Source organism: Polyangiaceae bacterium (genome assembly GCA_015075635.1).
GTDB lineage: Bacteria > Myxococcota_A > Polyangia > Polyangiales > Polyangiaceae > JADJKB01.
Map to the genome: position 1 here is coordinate 1,086,869 of JABTUA010000001.1, position 18,582 is coordinate 1,105,450.

The following is an 18,582-nucleotide window of genomic DNA, read 5'->3' on the forward strand; positions in this document are numbered from 1 at the left end:
CCGCGCCCCGCTGGCCGAAACACGCCGATTCGGTATCATCCGCGCCCCTCCTCGAAGGAACCACGACGATGGCGGTCTACTCGGTGAAACAAGCGCTCGCGGGCGCCGGTGCGGAAGGTGCGGAGCTGACGGTCCGGGGCTGGGTGCGCACGCGCCGCGACAGCAAGGCCGGGCTCTCGTTCATCCACGTCAGCGACGGATCCTGCTTCGCCCCGATCCAGGTCGTGGCCGACAAGGCCTTGTCGAACTACGAGCGCGACGTGCTCCGGCTCGGGCCGGGTTGCGCGGTGGTCTGCACCGGCAAGCTCGTGCGCTCGCAGGGCAAGGGGCAGGCCTTCGAGATCCAGGCGAGCCGGATCGAGGTCTCGGGCTTCGTGGACGATCCGGAGACCTATCCCATCCAGCCCAAGGCCCACAGCATGGAGTTCCTGCGCGAGGTCGCGCACCTGCGCCCGCGGACCAACACGTTCGGTGCGGTGAGTCGCGTGCGCCACTGCATCGCGCAGGCCATCCACCGCTTCTTCCACGAGCAAGGCTTCTTCTGGGTGAACACGCCGATCATCACCGCCAGCGACTGCGAAGGCGCGGGGCAGATGTTCCGCGTCTCCACCTTGGACCAGGCCAACTTGCCCCGGGGCCCCGAAGGCAAGATCGACTACACCCAGGACTTCTTCGGCAAGGAGGCGTTCCTGACCGTCTCGGGACAGCTCGCGGTCGAGGCGTACTGCCTGGCCCTGTCCAAGGTCTACACCTTCGGGCCCACCTTCCGCGCGGAGAACTCCAACACGGCGCGCCACCTGGCGGAGTTCTGGATGGTCGAGCCCGAGATCGCGTTCGCCGACCTGAACGACGACGCCGATCTGGCGGAGGCTTTCCTGAAGTACGTCTTCCGCGCGGTGCTCGCCGAGCGCGAGGACGACATGAAGTTCATCGTCGAGCGAGTGGACAAGACCGCCATCGACCGCTTGCAGAAGTTCGTGGAGGCCGCCTTCGCGCGGGTGGACTACGGGGACGCGGTGAAGCTGCTCGAGCAGAGCGGCAAGAAGTTCGAGTTCCCCGTCGCCTGGGGCATGGATCTTCAGACCGAGCACGAGCGCTTCCTGACCGAGGAGCACTTCGGAAAGCCCGTGGTGGTGATGAACTACCCGGAGAAGATCAAGGCGTTCTACATGCGCCTGAACGACGACGACAAGACCGTGGCGGCGATGGACGTGCTGGCGCCCGGGATCGGCGAGATCATCGGCGGCTCGCAGCGCGAGGAGCGGCTCGACGTCCTGGACCGGCGCCTGGCCGCGTTCGGGCTGAACCCCGCCGCTTACCAGTGGTACCGCGATCTGCGGCGCTACGGCACGGTGCCCCACGCCGGCTTCGGGCTCGGCCTGGAGCGCCTGGTCGTGTACGTGTGCGGCCTGGCCAACATCCGCGATGCCATCCCGTACCCGCGCACTCCTGGAAACGCGGAGTTCTGAGCGCCCGCGGTGACGCCGTGCGGGTTGTGCGCTAAGCGCCGATGCGTGGCCCGCTTCACCTCGCTCCTAGTGCTCGCCGCAGGCTTGGCGGCCGTCCCGGCCTTCGCGCAGCCCGAGCCCGATCCGCCGGCGCCCGCCCCCGCGCCGGCCCCCGCACCCGCCCCCGCGCCCGCGCCCGCACCCGCCCCCGCCCCCGCCCCGCCCCGCCCCGCCCCGCACCCGCCCCGCGCCCGGCGCGGAAGAGCCGCCCTGCCCGGCCGGGACCCCAACCTGCCGCCGCTCGACTACTCGGCTCCGCCGCCGCCGCCACCGGAGAAGCCGGACCGCGGCTTCGAGATGCCGCCCTTCTCCGTGCGCGTGGATCCGTTCAACTGGTTGCTGGAGGGCCGGCTCGGGCTCGAGCTCGAGGTGGGGCTCTTGGACTTCCTCTCGATCGAGGTCGTGCCGGTGTTCGTGGCCAACGACCGGCCGCCGACGCTCAACTTCCGCGGCGCCGCGGACGTCTACCAGGCGTCGAACGGGCTCGGTCCGATCAGCGGCGCGACGGTGGACGTGGGCCTGTGGCTCGATGGCAAAGCGCTGCGCGGCTACGTGATCCGGCTCGGCATGACCAACTACGGCTACGAATACTCCACCAAGGACAACGCCGGGCCCATCGACAGCGTCGAGGTCACCGAGCGCGAGGTCTTCTTCATGTTCGGCTCGGCCTCGCGCTGGGGCGCCTTCACGATTTCCGGCGGCATCGGCCTGGGCCTGCACCTGAAGAAGCAGCAGCGCTGCTTCCCGGAAGGTGCCACGTCGGTGGCTCAGGCCACCACGAGCGGCTGCGACGACCAACTGCTGCTGTCCCGCACCCGCGACGTGTCCGACCTGGTGGATCTGAACGGCCCGATCTTCCCTGCGGACCTGTTCGGGCGCTTCTCGCTGGGCGTCTCGTTCGACTGACGGGATCGACCGCGTGCTGCGTTCGAGCGTCGTCTCCCTGGTCCTCGGCCTGGCCGCTTGCAGCGCGGCGACGCCGCGCGCCGACCTGCCGCCAAGGTCGTCCCGCGGCAGATGGCGCGCACCGGGCGCCGGAGCCGCCCTGGTCCCGGAGGGCGCCGAGCTCGTGGAGGTGCAGCCGCGCCAGACCGGGGCCGTGCTCCTGCGCGGTGCGAAGCTCTTGCTCGGCGACGGCAAGAGCGTCGAACGCGGACACGTGCTGCTGGTGGATGGCAAGATCGCCGCCGCCGGCCCGGGCGACGGCAGCGCGCCGGACAAAGCGCGCGTCATCGACGTGGCGGGCAAGGTGGTGACGCCGGGGCTCATCGACACCCATTCGCACATCGGCGTCTACCCGCAACCCCAGGCCCGCGCCCACGACGACGGCAACGAGGCGACGGCGCCGGTCGCGGCGTCGGTGCGCGCGCTGGACGCTTTCTGGGCGCACGACCCCGCCATCGAGCGCGCCGTAGCGGGCGGGGTGACGACGATCCAGGTCCTGCCGGGCTCCGCCAACCTGATCGGCGGGCGTGCGGTCACGCTCAAGCTGCGCCGCGCGACCACCGCGGCCGCGATGCGTTTCGCCGGCGCGCCGTCCGGGCTCAAGATGGCTTGCGGCGAGAACCCAAGCGTGTGTACGGCGAGCGCAAACAAGCTCCCTCGACCCGCATGGGCAACCTGGCAGGGCAGCGCGAGGCGTTCCTCGCCGCCCGGCGCCTGCGGGAGTCCTGGCGGACCTGGCGGGTCGCCGAGCAGAAGCGCCAGGACGAGTTCAACGAGAAACGCGCCGAATTCGCCGCCAAGAACCAGGAGCGCTCGGAGCGCCAGAAGTGGTGCGAAGGCCAGAAGGAGCGGCAGAAGAAGCGTCAATGCGAGGCTTGGCAGCGCGAGTGGGCGAAGGAGAAGCTGGAAGCGCCGAAGCTCGGCGACGAGACGCTGCCGCCTGAGCGTGATCTCGGCGCCGAGACGCTGGCCGGCGTGCTCGAAGGCAAGATCCTCCTCCAGGTCCACTGCTACCGCGCCGACGACATGATGCGGATGCTCGCCCTGGCCGACGAGATGGGCGTGTCGGTGCGAAGCTTCCACCACGCCCTGGACGCCTACAAGATCCGCGACGAGCTGGTGCGTCGCGGCATCGCCGTCTCGACCTGGGCGGACTGGTGGGGCTTCAAGCTCGAGGCCTACGACGGCATCCCAGAGAACATCGCCCTGGTGGAGAGCGCCGGCGGTCGCCCCGTGGTCCTCCGATTCGCCCGAAGGTGTGCAGCGCTTGAACCAAGAGGCGGCAAAGGCGCTCTGGAGCGGCAAACACTCCGGTCTGGCCATCGACCCCGCGCGCGCCATCACCTGGGTCACGCACAATCCAGCCTGGGTGCTCGGCGTCCACGACCGGGTGGGCACGTTGGCCTCGGGCAAAGACGCAGACGTCGTGGTCTGGAGCGGGGATCCGCTCAGCGTGTACGCGAAGGCGGAGCTGGTGTTCATCGACGGCGTCCTGCGCTTCGACGCAAAACAAGCCGCTCCGTCCAGCGACTACGAGGTCGGGCCGTGAGCTTCAGCCGCCGCTCGCTGCTCTCCCTGGGTGCGCTGGCTCTGGCACCGCCCGCCCTGGCTCAGGGCAAGCCCGCGCCCAAGCCACTGGTGATCCGCGGCGCGAAGCTGATCCGGGCGGGCTCGCCCGCGCTAGACGACGCCCTGGTCGAGATCCGAGACGGCAAGATCACCCGCGTCCAGGCCGGGGGCGCTCCGCCCGCGGGCGCTGAAGTCGTGGACGGCACCGGCAAGACGCTCTCCGCCGGGTTCATCGACCTCCTGACGGGCGTCGGCCTGATGGAGATCGACCTCGAAGCGTCCAGCCGGCACGCCGAGCACGCCAGCTCCGATCCGATCCGCGCCGCGTTCCTGGCCGCCGACGGCTACGACCCAGCCGCCAGCGCCGTGGCCGTCACCCGCAGCGGCGGCATCACCAGCCTCGGCATCGTGCCCCGCGGCGGGCTCGTGAGCGGGCAGAGCGCCTTCGTCGATCTCGTGGACGAGGCGACGCTGTCGCCGATCGTGGTGCAGCGCCTCGCCCTGCGCGTGGCCATCGACGACGCCTGGCTCGAGGCCGGGCACGCCAGCATCGGGAGCACGCTGCTCGGGCTGCGCGAGCTGTTCGACGACGCCCGAGAGTTCAAGAAGAACCCCGGCGGCTTCGACAAGAATCAGATGCGCAAGCTGGTGGCGAGCCGACTCGACCTGCGAGCGGTGGGCGAGGCGCTGGCGGGCAAGCTGCCGGTGGTGTTCCACGTCGATCGCGCCGCCGACATCTTGTCGGTGCTCGCGCTGGCCAAGGAGAACAAGCTCCGCGCCCTGCTGGCCTCCGCCGCCGAGGGTTGGAAGGTCGCCGACGCGATCGCGAAGGCCAAGCTGCCGGTCGTCACCTATCCGCTCGACAACCTGCCGCGGACCTTCTCGGCCCGCTTCGTGAAGGACGACAACGCCGCGCGCCTGCACAAGGCCGGCGTGAGCGTGATCATCACCAGCGGCGAGACCCACAACGCGCGCAAGCTCCGGCAGATCGCCGGCAACGCGGTGCGCGCGGGGCTCTCGCACGACGCCGCCCTGGACGCGGTCACCCGGGCACCGGCCCGGGCCTTCGGGCTCGACGCCCGCTACGGCAGCGTCGAGCCAGGTCGCGTCGCGAACCTGGCGCTCTGGTCCGGCGATCCCTTCGAGCTCTCGACCAAGCTAGAAGCGCTGATCGTGCGCGGCCAGCGCGTGTCCTTGGCGAGCCGGCAGACGGCGCTGTTCGAGCGCTACAAGTAACGCTCCGGTGGCCCCTCCCGGACTCGAACCGGGACGCCCTTTCGGGCGAAGGATTTTAAATCCCCTGCGTCTGCCGTTCCGCCAAGGGGCCTCGCGGAGGAAGCTAGCAGCCCTCTAGTCCGCCCGGTACATCCGGTACAAGAGCCACGCGCCCAGCCAGGCGGCGCCGGCGAAGAGGCCCGTCGCGAAGGCGCGGAGCAGCGTGGCGAAGGTGTCGCAGTGGTTCAGCAGGTGCCACTGGGTGAGCAGCGTGTCCCAGTCGTGCAGCACCTTGTCGCCCATGCCGACCAAGGCGAGCTGGTTCTTGTTGGCGTCGCCGACGTAGGTGGCGAGCTCGAAGGTGCTGAACGAGAGCCAGGAGGCGCCGACCGAGCCCGAACCAGTCGCGCTGGAAGAACAGCAGGTAGAGCGCGGCCAGCGCCGGGGCCGCGAGCTGCGTCAGGCTGCCGCCCAGGAGCATCAGGGTCTGCCCGAGCATGCTGAAGAGCAAGTGCCCCATCTCGTGCAAGATCAGCGTGATACCGCCGAACCAAGAGCGGTACATGGGGTCGAGCAGGTGGCGCACACCGGCATACACCAGGTACAGGTAGAGCAGCAGGCGCGCCCACGGGGATCGCCCCGCCGTCCAGTCGCGTGCGTCGTCGCGCAGCGCCTCGAGGTAGTCGCGCAGAGTGGTCACGGGCTCGGCTGGAGCATAGCGGCAAGGAAGCTCCGGGGCGCGGGCTTCGTACCAGACGGGTGAGACCCGAAGTGTCGCGCTGGGACGAGCTCTTCAATCGCATGCGCCAGATCGAGTCGGAGCGGCTCGAGGCGGAGCGGCGGCAGCGCGAGGCCGAGGAGGCTCGGCGCGAGCGGGACGCCTGGGCAGAGACGGCGCTCGACGCGATGTGGCAGGCGTTTTGCTGGAGGTCGAGGCCCGCGCGGCCGAGTTCACGCGCGCGACCGGGCGCCCCATCCAGATCGTGCGCCACCTGCGCACCGCGGAGGCCACGGGCGGGCTGGCGGCGCTGCGCATCCTGGAGCTGCGCCTGGGAGCGTCCATCGTCTACCTGTACTCGCACCACGGCGTCGGGGTGAGGTGCACGTCCACGTGGCGCAGTGGCCGGCGCCGGACGGCACGCGGCGCCGTCACCACCGCATGATCAGCCTGCCCGTCTGCACGCTGGAGCGCGTGGGACGCGACGGCTGGAGCTCTCGCGCGTGAAGCCCGGCGCGCAGAGCCGCGCGCTCGCCGTCGAGGACATCGTGTACCGAACGTTCGAGCTCCTGGTCTTCGGCATGGAGCGCCCCGACCCACGGCTCCTGGGCCTCCGCGCGGTCGCCGAGCTCGATCCCCGCTCCCAGAAGACCGTGCGCCAGTTCCCGGACTGACGCGCCGGGCCCGTGTGGGCGGGTGTGGCAGGGATTTTCAGGTGTGCTTCGGGGAAAACCCGGGCGAAACACCACCGAAACATCCGAGCGTCAGGCTTCCGTGCGGAGACGAGGAAGCAGCATGAACGAGATCAACGGAAGCGATACCGCGTGGATTCTGGTTTCGACCGCGCTGGTCCTGATGATGACGCCGGGCTTGGCGTTGTTCTACGGCGGCATGGTGCGTGCGAAGAACGTGCTCTCTACGTTCATGCACAGCTTCTTCGCCATGGGCATCGTGACCGTCGCGTGGGTCACGGTCGGCTATTCGCTGGCGTTCGGCGAGACCAAGGGCGGCCTGGTCGGCGGGACGCAGTACCTGTTCCTGGCGGGCGTGGGCCTCGAGCCGCGCGAGGGCACCACGGTACCGCACCTGCTCTTCATGGCGTTCCAGATGATGTTCGCGATCATCACGCCGGCGCTCATCTCGGGCGCGTACGCCGAGCGGCTCAAGTTCTCGACCTACGCGGTGTTCACCGCGCTCTGGTCGGTGTTGATCTACGCGCCGCTCTGTCACTGGGTGTGGGGCCCGGGTGGCTGGTTGCTCGAGCGCGGGGCGCTCGACTTCGCCGGCGGCACCGTCGTACACCTCTCCTCTGGCGTGTCCGCGCTGGTCTTCGCCATCGTGCTCGGCAAGCGCGCGGGCTACCCGAAACGCAAGGCGCCGCCCCACAACCTGACGATGACGCTGCTCGGCGCGGGGCTGCTCTGGGTCGGCTGGTTCGGCTTCAACGCCGGCTCCTCCCTCGGCGCGAACGGCCTCGCCGCGCTGGCGCTCGTGAACACGCACGTCGCGGCCGGCGTCGGCGCCATGGCCTGGGCCGGCGCCGAGTGGCTGCGTCACGGCAAGCCGTCGTCCCTCGGCGTCGCCTCGGGGCTCGTGGCAGGGCTGGTCGCCATCACGCCGGCCGCTGGCTTCGTTGGTCCGATGAGCGCAATGGTGATCGGCCTCCTCGCGGGCGTGGCCTGCTACGGCGGCGTGCTGCTCAAGAACAAGGCGGGCTACGACGACAGCCTCGACGTCTTCGGCGTCCACGGGGTGGGCGGCATGCTGGGCGCGCTGTTGACCGGCGTTCTCGCCTCGAAGGTCTGGAACCCGGCAGGCCAAGACGGCCTGCTCAAGGGCGGGACCAACGTGTTCGTCGAGCAGCTGATCGGTGTGGGCGCCGCGGCGGCGTTCGCTGGCGTGGGGACCCTGGTGCTGTTGAAGGTGCTCGACAAGGTGATGGGGCTCCGCGCGCAGAAGGACGAGGAGCTGGAGGGCCTCGACACCACGCTGCACGGCGAGGAGGCGTACTCCCTCGCCGAAGGCGCCGGAGCGCGGGCGTTCCTCGAAGCGGACGCGGAGCCTGCGGCGCAGCGCGAGCTGGTCGAGTCCGAAGCGTGAGCGGGCCGGGCGGGGGACGAGGGGGGCCCCGTCCCGCAGCCCGTGGCACAGCCGACCGCATGAGGCGCTGGGTCTTGGTGAGCGGGTGTGTCGTGGCGAGCTGCGGGGCGCTCAGCCCACCGCGCCGGCGGCGCCTCCCTCGACGGTCGAGGTGCCGGAGGCGAAGTCGGCGCCGGAGACCGAGGCGTCGCGCGCAGCTCCGGAAGCAGCGCGGGCGGGGGCTCGAGCGATTGCGTGGACGCGCTCCGGCGGGCCGCGGACGTACCCGCGGAAGGCGAGGAGCGCGCCGTCTACGTCCGCGCGCGGGCGGCCGAAGAGCGCGGCGATCTGCCCGAGGCGAGGAAGCAGTACTTCGAGCTGGTCTCGAAGTACCCGCGCTCGCGCTTGCTCCCGCTCGCCTACCTGGCCTTCGGCGAGCTGTTCGCCAGGGAAGCGCTGAGCGATCCCTCCAAGTTGGACCTGGCCACGGCCTCGTACACCGAAGTGGTGAAGTACCCGCCGCCGGACAACGCCGCCTACGCCTACGCCATGCTGCGGCTCGGCGACACGCGCCGTGAGAGAGACGACGCCCAGGCTCTGAGCTCGTACAAGAAGGCCTTCGAAGCCCTCCAGCAGTTCCCCAGCCTGCCCTGCGCTGCGGAGCTGCGACAGGGCGCCGGAGACGGCCTCGTCGATGTCTATGCCCGCGTCGGGCAGCCGGCTCGCGCTTGGGTGTTCCTCAAGCGAGCGCGGGCGACGAGAGAGCGCGCACGCTGTTCACCGACCTCTGCGCGCGCTACGAGAAGGCAGGTAGGGCGGCGGATGCTTGCGCCGCCGCGCGCGCTGCCGGCGCCGACGCCACCGCGGCCGAGCTGGCGCGGAAATACTGTCCCTGAGCGTTGTCGCGAACACCGGAGTGGCTCCTCGAGCCCAGCCCGTACTACGCCGGTGGCCGTGCCGAGCCACCAATCGGGCCGCGAGGGCGTGGGCTGGGCCATCCAGGATCGACGGAGACTCAGCGTCCGGAGACCACGTAGCGGGCCACGCCCAGTTGCAGCTCGTCGTCTTCGCCCCAGGCTCGGCTGACGATGAAGGTTCCGCGCTTCTCACCGTCGCCCTTCGAGGTGACGAAGAGCTCCTCCCGATCTTCGATGCGGTGGAAGTAGACCGGGCCGATCTCCGTCGGCAGGTAGCGCAGCACGTTGACGACGATGAGCCCGTCGGTGGGCCGCCGGTCTTTCAGGTGGAACACTGCGCGCACCAGCCGGCCGTTCCTCGCGGAGAAGCCGAGCAGACGGACGAGCTTGCCGTGAGCGTCACTCTCGACGTTGGCGCGCAAGAAATCCAGGTCGAGCTCGCGCTCTTTCACCCGGAGGCGCACCGTCTCTCGCGTGCAGTCCGCCTCGACGTGCTGAACGCCGTCTGCCGCCAGGGCACGGAACGCCTCGTTCACCAGCGCCAGCCCGTCCGCAGCCACGAACTTGGCGTGCCGGTCGCAGGGGCTCGCACGGCTGGTCTTCGCGATGGACTCCCACTCCCTCGCGTCGAGCTTCACGACGTCGAGCTTCTCCGGCGCCGGGTAGTCCGGAGCGGTCTCCTGGCGCGGAAGGAGCGACACGTGCTGGTGGCGTGCTCCGGACGCGCAGCCAAGGCAGGTCGCGATGACGGCGCAGAGCAGCACGGCGCGTCGCAACATGAGCGCGATTTAGCATTTGTCGCAGCTCGAAGACCGTCCGTAGTCTCCGCGAGCTCAGCTGCAGGCAGCCCGCGCGAAGTCCAGCCCGGTCAGGATCCCCTCCACGCGGCGGTTCTTGACCGCCAGGATGCGGCGCGCGTCCATGGCGCCCGCCTGCTGCGCGGCGCGGTGCATGGGCGTGTCCATGTCCAGGCACAACATCGCCGGAGAGAGCGCCTGCTCCACCGGCGTGTCGCGGGCAGGTCCGGGCCTCCAGGGCCTCCGCCTGGGTGAAGACGCCGATGGGCCAGTCGTCCTCGACCACGACCAGGCCGGAGACGTGGGCCTTGTCCAGGCGCTCGACCGCGGCCGCCAGCGACTCGTCGAAGCTCACGCAGAACACCGGATGGGACATGAACGCGCTGATCGGATCCACCAAGCGTTTGTCGCGCACCGCGAACATCAGGTCCCGGGTCGAGATGACCCCGACGAGCTTACCGGCAGCCTCGACGAAGAGCCGGTGGACCCGGTGCTGGAGCATGAGCGCGGCCGCCTGAGCGAGGCTCGTGTCGGGGCCGACCGTGACCACGTCCGCCTCCATCACCTCGTGCACGGCCTTGCGCGGCACGACCAAGACGCTGGAGCCGCTGCGCGTCCCGGCTTGCCGCCGGCCGACCCGCAGAAGATCGGTACGGGACACGACCCCGACCAGACGAGCGCGCTCGTCCACGACCGCCACCGCCGAGAAGGCCTGGGGCGCGAGCTCCGCCTGGACGCGCTCCAGCCCGTCCGTGGGGAGCACCGACCTGACCGCCGTGGTCATGTACAGGCTCACAGGCGCGGCAAAGTGGCTCATGGCCGGCTGTATACCACGGCAATTCTGGCGCGGCCTGCGCCGGCAACCCTGAGGTGTCGGGCCCTGGTGCGCCTCGCGGCGCGCCAGCCCCGCTCGCTGCGACTCGACGCGAGCGCAGAGCAATGGCGTAGTACGCTGTGCCAATGCCGGCCGAGAGCGTGCTCGTCGCCGACTGCTTGTTCGACGGCGAGCGGTTCCTGCGGGGCGAGCACGAAATCGTGGTCGCCGACGGTCGCATCCGCTCGGTCCGAGCGCGGCCCGCGACCGCGCGCGCTCCCAGCGGGCGCCCGCGACATGCGTGGAGGCACGCTCCTGCCCGGGCTCATCGACGCCCACTGCCACATCGCCCGGGTGGGTCTGTTCGAGCCGCACGAGGCCCCGAACCCGGCTGCCGTGGCGCTGAACCTCTCTTCGGCCGTGCGCGCTGGCGTGACCACGGTCGGAGACATGGGCTGCCCGGCGCCGATGATCTCCACGCTCTGCGCGCTGACCCGGAGCGAGCCGAGCGCTGGTCCGGGCATCCGCGCCGCAGGACCCCTGCTGACCGTGCCGCTCGGGTACCCCCTCGACTGGATGAGCCGCGCGCATCTCTGGCTCGGAGCCGCCATCCCCTGCACCGACCAGGCGCGCGCGGCGCGCGGTGGCGCGGGTGGCGCGGGCCGGCATGGATCACGTGAAGATCTGCATCATGCACCGCGGCTACGACCTCTGCGCTGCCCACGTTCTCGCAGAAGGTGGCGCGCGCGGTGGTCGAAGAGGCGCACGCCTCGGGCTTGCGCGTCTTGGCTCACGCCCACTGGAACGCCGACTACCGCGTGGCGCTCGCCGCCGGGGTCGACGCGCTGATGCACTCGGCGTTCGACCCGCTCGACCCGGAGATCGTGGCGCGAGTCGCCGACTCCGGGGTCAGCGTCTGCCCCACGCTCTGGGTGTTCCACTCGGCCTGCTTGGGCGCCGAACAGCGCTGGGACCGAGACCCGACGCGCCAGCGCGGAGTCGCCGAGCCCGTCCGGCGCTCGTGGCGCCGCTTCGCGGAGGCCTACGCTGCGAGCGAGCACGTGCTCCCGGAAGGGATCGCCGGCGGCCTGCCCAAGGCGGCGGCTCGGGACGGCGTGCGGAACGCGATCGCCAATCTGTTGCTCTTGCGCGAGCGCAAGGTGCCGTTCGCCTACGGCAGCGACGGCCCCTACGGGTTCTCGACGGTGTTTCGCCCGCTGGAGGAGCTCACGCTGTTCGAGGGCGCCGGCCTCGGCAAGGAGGAGTGCTTGCGCGCAGCGACCCTGGGGCCGCCGAGCTGCTCGGGCTCCGCGACCGCGGCGCGCTCCGCCCGGGGCTCGCGGCAGACCTGCTGTGGGTCGATGGCGATCTGACACGTGACCTCTCGGCGCTCGCCCGAGTGCGCGCCGTGCTGCGCGGCGGGGTGGCCGTCTCCGACGACCTCAGGTCCACTGCCGACGCCGCCCGGGCGGTCCGCCGAGGGCTCGGCAGGACCCTCGCGCATGCGGTCGTCACGCGAATGTCACAATCGATCGGGTCCGCATCGAGAACAATTCCCTAATTGTTACGAATGTTTGCTCGCTGAATATGTGGCGCTTGACCGGGCCGCGCTTCCCCTGTTTTGTCACGCGCGAAAAGGACCCCCATGGCCCTCACGCGAGACGGAGTCTTCTGGTCAGCGTTCTCTGCCATGACGGAGAGAACGGTCGAAGCGACGGACGCACTGCGCGAGATGCTGGAGCAACCCGCGCGCGCCACCGAGCTCGCTGCGCGCATCAAGGACCTCGAGCACGCCGCGGACAAGATCACCCACGAGGTCGTGCAGGCGTTGCACCAGACCTGGATCACACCGCTCGACCGCGAGGAGATCCACGCGCTGATCACCAGCCTCGACTCCGTGCTCGACTTCGTGGACGCCGCCGGCGACAAGATCGCCCTCTACGAGGTCGACAGCGTGAGGCCGGAGGCGCTGGAGCTGGTCGAGACGCTGCAAAAGTCCGTGGCCGACATCCAGAAGGCGGTGAACGGCCTGCAGAAGATCAAGGATCCGGCGCCGCTCCTGGAGCTGTGCCGGAGCATCAACAAGCACGAGCACGACGCGGACATGATCTTCCGTCGCGCCCTGGCCCGCCTGTTCAAGGAACGGACCGACCCACTCGAGCTGATGAAGTGGCGCGACATCCTGGAGTCGATGGAGACCTCCACGGACCGCGCCGAGGACGTCGCCAACATCATCGAGGGCATCATCCTGGAGCACGCTTGATGACGGCGCTGCTCATCGCGATCATCGTCACGGCACTGATTTTCGATTTCATCAACGGGTTCCACGACGCGGCGAACTCCATCGCGACGGTGGTGAGCACCGGGTGCTCTCCCCGCGCGCCGCGGTGGTCTGGGCAGCGTTCTTCAACTTCGTGGCCTTCCTGGTCTACCCGACCCACGTTTCGGCCTCGATCGCCAAGGGAGTCGCGCTCTCCAGCGTCACCTACAACGTGATCCTGGCAACGCTCATCGGCGCCATCACCTGGAACCTCCTGACCTGGTGGTGGGGCCTGCCGAGCTCGTCGTCGCACGCGCTGATGGGCGCGTTCGCGGGCGGTGCCCTCGCTCACACGCCGAGCCTGTCGATCCTCGACATGAAGGTGTTCGGCAAGACCGTGGCGTTCATCCTGGTCGCACCCCTGCTCGGCAGCCTGATCGGCTTCCTGTTGATGAAGCTGACGAAGGCGATCTTCGGCAGGATGCGGCCGGGCAAGATAGACAAGGGGTTCCGGCGCGGGCAGCTCGTCTCCGCCGCCCTCTACTCCCTGGGGCACGGCGGCAACGACGCCCAGAAGACCATGGGCATCATCACGCTCCTGCTCATCACGGCGGGTCTGCAGGAGAAGAGCAAGCACGTCGAGCCACAGCTCTGGGTCGTGCTGATCTGTCACGCTGCCATGGGCCTCGGCACGCTGATGGGTGGCTGGCGCATCGTCAAGACCATGGGCATGAAGATCACCAAGCTCCGGCCGGTGGGCGGCTTTTGCGCGGAGACCAGCGGAGCCGTCACGCTGGCCATGGCAACCTTCATGGGCGTACCGGTCTCGACGACCCACACCATCACCGGCTCCATCGTGGGCGTGGGCACGGCCGAGCGGCGGCTGAACGCCGTTCGCTGGGGCGTGGCCGGGCGCATCGTCTGGGCCTGGATCTTCACCATCCCGGCGTCCGCGACCATCGCGGTGCTCTGCTACTTCGCGATCAAGGCGATCGCGGGCAATCCCTGAGGCTTTGCGGCCGCGGCGCGTCCGAGCCCCCAGTATACCGTTGCGGTCCGGTCCGGTCCGCGCCATCTTCGCCGCGCCCGACCGATTCGCGGTCGCCGATCCAACTTATCTCGCGTGAGGGTTTTCGCGAGGCTCGGGAGTCGCTCGTTTGCAGCCAATGGTCGCATTCCGGAGGAGTTCGCCGCCGGAGTCCGCGGCGAAGGGGCCCCGTTCCCGGCCCCAACCAGAGCCCGCACCTGGCCTGGAGCGACTTTCCGCCCGGGACCAAGTCCTTCGCGCTGATCTGCCACGACCGCGACGTGCCATCGAAGGCCGACGACGTGAACAAGACCGATCGCAGCGTGCCTTACGATCTGCCGCGGGTGGATTTCTACCATTGGGTTCTGGTGGACATTCCGCTCGGCGTCACGTCGCTGGAGGAGGGTGCCGACTCCGACGCCTTCGTACCGAAGGGCAAGCCGCTCGGTCCCACCAAGAACGGCCGCCGCGGCAAGAACAGCTATGGCGACTGGTTCGCCGGCGACCCGGCGATGGCCGGCGACTACGGTGGCTGGGACGGTCCGTGGCCTCCGTTCAACGACGAGCGGCTGCACCACTACACCTTCACCATCTACGCCCTCGACGTGCCCTCGCTGGACGTGCCGGAGCGCTTCGGCGGTCCCGAGGCGCTCTCCGCCATCAAGGGTCACGTGCTCGATTCCGCGACGTGGACGGGGACCTACGCGCTCAATCGCGACGCGCGGCCTTGAGATGAGCGAGCGTCCGCCGGCCTGTGCGTGCCTCCAGGCCCTGCTGGAGCGCCAAGGATACCGCGAGCTGGCGGCGGCGCAGCTGTTCTCGAGCGGTGTGGCGCTGGCGCCGACGCTGGACGAAAAGCAGATGCTCGCTCGCCACTGCCTGGACGAGCTGGAGCACTTCGAGATCATCGCCACGCTGCTGGAAGAGCAGGGCGGTGGGGATCTGATGAGCCGCGTCTCGCCCCGGGTCGCGGAGCTCCCGAGCCCCGAGACCTGGCTCGAGATGGTGGTGGTCGGCATCTTGTTCGACCGCGCCGTCTACTATCAGCTCCGCGCTTACGCGGCGGCTCCGGACGCGCGGGTGGCGGAGCTCGCGGTGCGGGTCATCGCCGACGAGCAGGAGCACATCGCCGCGAGCCAGGCCGCGCTCCGCGACCTGGGTAAGCGCGAGCCCGATTTCGTTCACCGGCTCTCGACCGCGGTCGATCGCTGGCTGCCGACCTCCCTTGCCTGCTTCGACGACGAGGCGCTGCCCGCCTGCCCCGCCGGGCCTCACGTCTCGTCCGAGGCCCGCGACGTGGCGCTCCGGACCTACCGCGAGAGCCTGGCGGAGCTCCTGGGCCCGCAGGGCGTCTCGCCGGAGCGCTTCCTGGCCAAATGAGTGAGTCGCGGATCGCGACCGCTTCTCCAACCCGAGTCAGCGCGTCGCCGGGCGCTGGTTCAGGTGGCTCGCGAGCATCTCGTAGAGCTCCGGGTCCTGGCGCGGAGCTCTTCGGGGCGCTCGAAGAACGCCTCGACGGCCACGGCGAACAGCTCCGCCTCGTTCGTGCCCGCGTAGTCGCGCAGCACCTGGGGTAGCGCCGCTTGCGGATCTTGCGCAGGCGGGTCGCCACCGCATCGAGCCAGGGCGCGGTGGAGATCCATTCCAAATCGGCCGGGACGCCGTCGGCGCGGCCGTCCTCGAAGTCCATCACGTGCGCCAGCTCGTGCAGCGCCACGTTGTGCCCGTCCTTCGGGCGCGCGAAGCCGTGCCTGAGATCGCGCTGCGAGAGCAAGATCGGCCCCTGCGCGTGGACCATGCCGGCGATCCGTCCGCGGCCCTCCACGGCGTAGCTCTCGTCGAAGGCCTTGGGGTAGACCACGATGTCCCGCAGCGTGGGCCACTCCCAGTCCGGTAGCCCGTGGCCGAGCATGGCGGCGGAGGCCGCGATCAGCACGCGGGTCTCGTCGTCGAGGCGCGAGGCGCGCGCCGTGCGACGCGACGATGCGCTGCTCGGCGAGGAAGATGCGCACGTCGTCCTCGAAGCGCCGGCGGTCCTTCGGGCCGAGTCGGCGCCAGAACGGCACGCGGCGCTCGAGCAGCGTGCGCCACCCTTCCGGGAAGGGCTCGGACAAGAGCCGGCGCCGGACGCGGAAGCGCCGGGTGGCGAGCGCGAACCAGCCAGCCACGGCGGGCCGAACACGCTGGCGCAGGCGCCGACCACCAGCGCGAGGACAAGGGCGAATGCGGCGTGCATCCGGATTCGACGCTTCGGCCAGGCGCGCACGGGACAATCTCATTAGACTCCGCGCCATGCGCCGCCGCCAGGCCCTCGCCGCTCTGCTCGCTTCTCTCGCCGGCGCCTGCGCTCCGCGGCTCGGCACGAAGCCGGGGGCCGGCGCCCCGGCTCGGAGCCGTCGCGAGGCCCGCGAGCGGCTCGACGCCCTGGGGCGTCGCTACGAAGCGCTCATGGCCGAGCACGGCGAGCACGAGTGGTCGCGCTACGCCGGACGCGCCTCGCCGAGGGGCCGGCGCAGAGCGCGCGCATGGAGCGGCTCAGGGCCGCGGGCGCGAGGTGTTCCTGGAGGCCGACGCCATCCTCGCGCGCTTCGGCGACCGCATCGTGTCTCCACGCCGGGCGGAGCTCTGGAGGCGGGGCGCGCTCGGGCTGCGGCTGCTCGGCGATCCGCGGGCGGCCAAGCTCGCCGACGAGCTCGAGGCCACGCTCAACGACCACCGCTTCGTCGTCGACGAAAGGCCCGTCACCCGATCCGAGCTCGCGGAGATGCGGCGCTCCGGCGACCCGCGCGCCCGGCGTCGCACCCGGCAGATCGAGCACGAGCTGCATCGGAAGGCCGCGCCCGTCGCCAGCGAGCTCCTCCGGCGCCGGCGCGAGCTCGCCAAAGAGCTAGGCCGTCCGTCCTTCTACACCGCCCTCCTCGAGGTGCGCGGGGCCGACGTCGCGACGACGGAGCGCGTGCTCTCGGATCTGGCCCAACGTACCCGGCGCTCGTTCGCCGAAGCGCTGGGTCACGGGCGGCGCTTCTTCGGGCGGCCACGCCTCGCCAGCTGGGACGTCGATCACTGGCTCCACCAGCAGGCAACGGTGCCGCACGAGCGCTTCCCGAAGCAGCGCGCGCGGCCGGTGGTCGAGGGGATCTTCCACGCGCTCGGCTTCGACGTCGCAGCCTGGAAGCTCGACGTGACGGTGCGCGACTTCGCCTTCGGCGGCCAGACCATCGCGCTCCGCGTGCCGGACGACGTGCGCCTGGTGGTGCGCTCCCCGCCCGGGATCCGCTACTTCGGCCTCTTACTGCACGAGCTCGGCCACGCGGTCGCGGTGCGCTCTACCGAGAGCGCGGAGCCGCTCTACAAAGGCTACGAGTGGGTCCCCGGTCTGCTCGATCCCGCCTACGCCGAGGGCGTGGCGGAGGTGTTCGGTCGCTTGCTCGACCAGCCCCGGGTGCTCCGCGAGCACTTGAGGCTCAGCGCCGAGGAGAGCGAGACGGTCCTTCGCGCGCGCAGGCTCGAGACGCTGGTGTCGATCCGGCGCGGGCTCGTTGCCACCGCGTTCGAGCGCGCCGCGCTGGAGCAAGACGGCGCGAACCTGGACGCCCTCTCGCTCGACATCGAGCGCCGACTCTCCGGGCTGTTCGTGCCGCGTGACGCCGAGCCGGTCTGGGCCACGTCGCCTTTCCTGGCGACCTACCCGGTCTACACTCAGAGCTATCAGCTCGCGGCCTGTGTGGCCGCGCAGGTTCACCGCGCGCTCGAGGTACGCTTCGGCGACGACTGGCTCTCGCCCGAGGCGGGGCCTTCCTCCGGCAAAACCTGCTGGCCGACGGCGCGCGCTGGACGCTGAACGAGAAGCTCGTGATGACGACCCGGGACAGGCTCGACGCCACGAGCCTCTTGCGCTTTCTGCTCGCGTCGCCCGAGCGCGCGTGATCGCCTATAGTCCGGCCATGCGCCTTGCACTCCTCGCTCTGCCCTGCGTGCTCGCCATCGGTTGCGGTGACGACGACTCGGGGACCGCGTCCAACGTCGGTGGCAGCGGAGGTGGCTCGGCGACCGGCGGCAGCTCGGGCGGCGGCGCCGGCGGCGCGACCGGAGGCAGCTCGAGCGGCGGTGCTGCCGGGGTGAGCGGCGGCAGCGGTGGCACTTCGAGCGGTGGCACTCGAGCGGCGGCAGCGGGGGCGGCGGCAACCTGTGCAGCGCTCCGGCGGGCAACCTGCTGGCGCACGGCAGCTTCGAAGAAGGCATGGATGGGCTCGCGCCAACCGGCTGGGAGGTCCGCACGCCGGGTCAGCCGGACGCCTGCAAGGGCTCCGGCCAGCCCAGCGAGCACGTGTTCCTCAGCGCCGCCCCGACCGGCTGCGGCGGCAGCGCCCTCGCCATGGACGCGCGAGGCGAGTGGGACTGCTACGCCATCCAACGCGTGAGCGACTACGACAGCATCGTGGGCGGCGCCAAGTACCGCATCAGCGCCAGCGTACGATCCACCGGCAACAGCGTGAACCCCGCGGCCTGGTTCATCATCGGAGCGCAGTGGTGGCTGGACGGGAGCGACGCCTTCTTCGGCGACGAGAAGAACCCGAAGACGGCTACGGCGGCGGAGAACGACTTCGACTGGAAGCTGCTCGAGTGGGAAGTCACTGCGCCGGCCAACGCCAAGCGCATCTTGATCTGGCTCTCGGCGCACTACCCGGGACGCGCCGACATCGACAACGTCAGCGTGGTGAAGCTCTGAGCGC

At 70.4% G+C, this 18,582-nt stretch carries 19 protein-coding genes, 1 tRNA gene and 2 pseudogenes; 16 read left to right on the top strand and 6 right to left on the bottom strand.

Annotation, left to right across the window (positions count from 1 at the left end):
- Window positions 1–68 precede the first annotated feature (68 nt).
- Window positions 69–1,469: an asparagine--tRNA ligase gene (gene asnS, locus HS104_05030; GenBank protein MBE7479343.1), complete on the top strand. Its 1,401-nt coding sequence runs from the start codon at window positions 69–71 to the stop codon at window positions 1,467–1,469.
- A 45-nt stretch (window positions 1,470–1,514) separates the two neighbouring features.
- Window positions 1,515–2,414 (top strand): hypothetical protein, encoded by a 900-nt coding sequence (locus tag HS104_05035; GenBank protein ID MBE7479344.1) that lies wholly within the window; start codon window positions 1,515–1,517, stop codon window positions 2,412–2,414.
- A gap of 387 nt (window positions 2,415–2,801) precedes the next feature.
- On the opposite strand, the gene HS104_05040 is transcribed toward HS104_05035, so the two are convergent.
- Window positions 2,802–3,539, bottom strand: coding sequence for a hypothetical protein (locus HS104_05040; protein ID MBE7479345.1), 738 nt, complete (start codon window positions 3,537–3,539; stop codon window positions 2,802–2,804).
- A 172-nt stretch (window positions 3,540–3,711) separates the two neighbouring features.
- Between HS104_05040 and HS104_05045 the strand changes: the two genes are divergently transcribed.
- Together HS104_05045 and HS104_05050 are read left to right on the top strand one after the other, a co-directional pair.
- Complete coding sequence (locus HS104_05045) at window positions 3,712–4,002, top strand: amidohydrolase family protein (GenBank protein ID MBE7479346.1); 291 nt, start codon at window positions 3,712–3,714, stop codon at window positions 4,000–4,002.
- Window positions 3,999–5,258, top strand: coding sequence for an amidohydrolase family protein (locus tag HS104_05050; GenBank protein ID MBE7479347.1), 1,260 nt, complete (start codon window positions 3,999–4,001; stop codon window positions 5,256–5,258). Before HS104_05045 ends, HS104_05050 begins: the two co-directional genes overlap by 4 nt.
- 8 nt (window positions 5,259–5,266) lie before the next feature.
- Here HS104_05050 and HS104_05055 read toward each other — a convergent pair.
- Together HS104_05055 and HS104_05060 are read right to left on the bottom strand one after the other, a co-directional pair.
- Window positions 5,267–5,349, bottom strand: a tRNA-Leu gene (locus HS104_05055).
- A gap of 23 nt (window positions 5,350–5,372) precedes the next feature.
- A complete protein-coding gene (locus HS104_05060; GenBank protein ID MBE7479348.1) occupies window positions 5,373–5,540 on the bottom strand; it encodes a hypothetical protein in 168 nt (55 codons plus the stop codon).
- A gap of 605 nt (window positions 5,541–6,145) precedes the next feature.
- Here HS104_05060 and HS104_05065 point away from each other — a divergent pair.
- The 4 genes from HS104_05065 to HS104_05080 all read left to right on the top strand — a co-directional run bounded on the left by HS104_05065 (window position 6,146) and on the right by HS104_05080 (window position 8,930).
- Window positions 6,146–6,400 (top strand): hypothetical protein, encoded by a 255-nt coding sequence (locus tag HS104_05065; protein MBE7479349.1) that lies wholly within the window; start codon window positions 6,146–6,148, stop codon window positions 6,398–6,400.
- A gap of 58 nt (window positions 6,401–6,458) precedes the next feature.
- Entirely contained in the window at window positions 6,459–6,629 is a 171-nt protein-coding gene (locus HS104_05070) for a hypothetical protein (GenBank protein ID MBE7479350.1), read from the top strand.
- Window positions 6,630–6,750: 121 nt separating this feature from the next.
- Window positions 6,751–8,055 carry an ammonium transporter gene (locus HS104_05075; protein ID MBE7479351.1) on the top strand — a complete coding sequence of 435 codons (1,305 nt, stop codon included), beginning with the start codon at window positions 6,751–6,753 and terminating at the stop codon, window positions 8,053–8,055.
- A 707-nt stretch (window positions 8,056–8,762) separates the two neighbouring features.
- Complete coding sequence (locus HS104_05080) at window positions 8,763–8,930, top strand: hypothetical protein (protein MBE7479352.1); 168 nt, start codon at window positions 8,763–8,765, stop codon at window positions 8,928–8,930.
- A gap of 119 nt (window positions 8,931–9,049) precedes the next feature.
- Here HS104_05080 and HS104_05085 read toward each other — a convergent pair whose 3' ends face one another.
- Together HS104_05085 and HS104_05090 are read right to left on the bottom strand one after the other, a co-directional pair.
- Window positions 9,050–9,403: a hypothetical protein gene (locus tag HS104_05085; GenBank protein ID MBE7479353.1), complete on the bottom strand. Its 354-nt coding sequence runs from the start codon at window positions 9,401–9,403 to the stop codon at window positions 9,050–9,052.
- On the bottom strand, window positions 9,351–10,565 hold the full coding sequence (locus HS104_05090) for a CBS domain-containing protein (GenBank protein ID MBE7479354.1): 1,215 nt from the start codon (window positions 10,563–10,565) through the stop codon (window positions 9,351–9,353). Before HS104_05090 ends, HS104_05085 begins: the two co-directional genes overlap by 53 nt.
- A gap of 734 nt (window positions 10,566–11,299) precedes the next feature.
- On the opposite strand from HS104_05090, the gene HS104_05095 reads away from it, so the two are divergent.
- The 5 genes and pseudogenes from HS104_05095 (at window position 11,300) to HS104_05115 (ending at window position 15,229) form a co-directional block, all read left to right on the top strand.
- Window positions 11,300–11,935 (top strand): hypothetical protein, encoded by a 636-nt coding sequence (locus HS104_05095; GenBank protein ID MBE7479355.1) that lies wholly within the window; start codon window positions 11,300–11,302, stop codon window positions 11,933–11,935.
- Between the two features lie 272 nt (window positions 11,936–12,207).
- Window positions 12,208–12,825, top strand: a complete 618-nt coding sequence (locus tag HS104_05100) for a DUF47 domain-containing protein (GenBank protein ID MBE7479356.1) — start codon at window positions 12,208–12,210, stop codon at window positions 12,823–12,825.
- A pseudogene (locus HS104_05105) lies at window positions 12,825–13,831 on the top strand (inorganic phosphate transporter). The gene HS104_05100 and the pseudogene HS104_05105 overlap by 1 nt, the downstream one beginning before the upstream one ends.
- Window positions 13,832–13,945: 114 nt before the next feature.
- Window positions 13,946–14,580 (top strand): annotated as a pseudogene (locus HS104_05110) (YbhB/YbcL family Raf kinase inhibitor-like protein).
- A gap of 1 nt (window position 14,581) precedes the next feature.
- Entirely contained in the window at window positions 14,582–15,229 is a 648-nt protein-coding gene (locus HS104_05115; protein MBE7479357.1) for a phenylacetate-CoA oxygenase subunit PaaI, read from the top strand.
- Window positions 15,230–15,288: 59 nt separating this feature from the next.
- On the opposite strand, the gene HS104_05120 is transcribed toward HS104_05115, so the two are convergent.
- A complete protein-coding gene (locus tag HS104_05120) occupies window positions 15,289–15,492 on the bottom strand; it encodes a zinc-dependent peptidase (protein ID MBE7479358.1) in 204 nt (67 codons plus the stop codon).
- Window positions 15,493–15,819: 327 nt separating this feature from the next.
- On the opposite strand from HS104_05120, the gene HS104_05125 reads away from it, so the two are divergent.
- The 3 genes from HS104_05125 to HS104_05135 all read left to right on the top strand — a co-directional run bounded on the left by HS104_05125 (window position 15,820) and on the right by HS104_05135 (window position 18,578).
- The gene (locus tag HS104_05125; protein ID MBE7479359.1) at window positions 15,820–16,131 is read left to right on the top strand and encodes a hypothetical protein; all 312 of its coding nucleotides are present in this window, start codon (window positions 15,820–15,822) and stop codon (window positions 16,129–16,131) included.
- A gap of 272 nt (window positions 16,132–16,403) precedes the next feature.
- Window positions 16,404–17,690, top strand: coding sequence for a hypothetical protein (locus HS104_05130; protein ID MBE7479360.1), 1,287 nt, complete (start codon window positions 16,404–16,406; stop codon window positions 17,688–17,690).
- Window positions 17,691–18,089: 399 nt separating this feature from the next.
- Complete coding sequence (locus tag HS104_05135; GenBank protein ID MBE7479361.1) at window positions 18,090–18,578, top strand: hypothetical protein; 489 nt, start codon at window positions 18,090–18,092, stop codon at window positions 18,576–18,578.
- Window positions 18,579–18,582 lie beyond the last annotated feature (4 nt).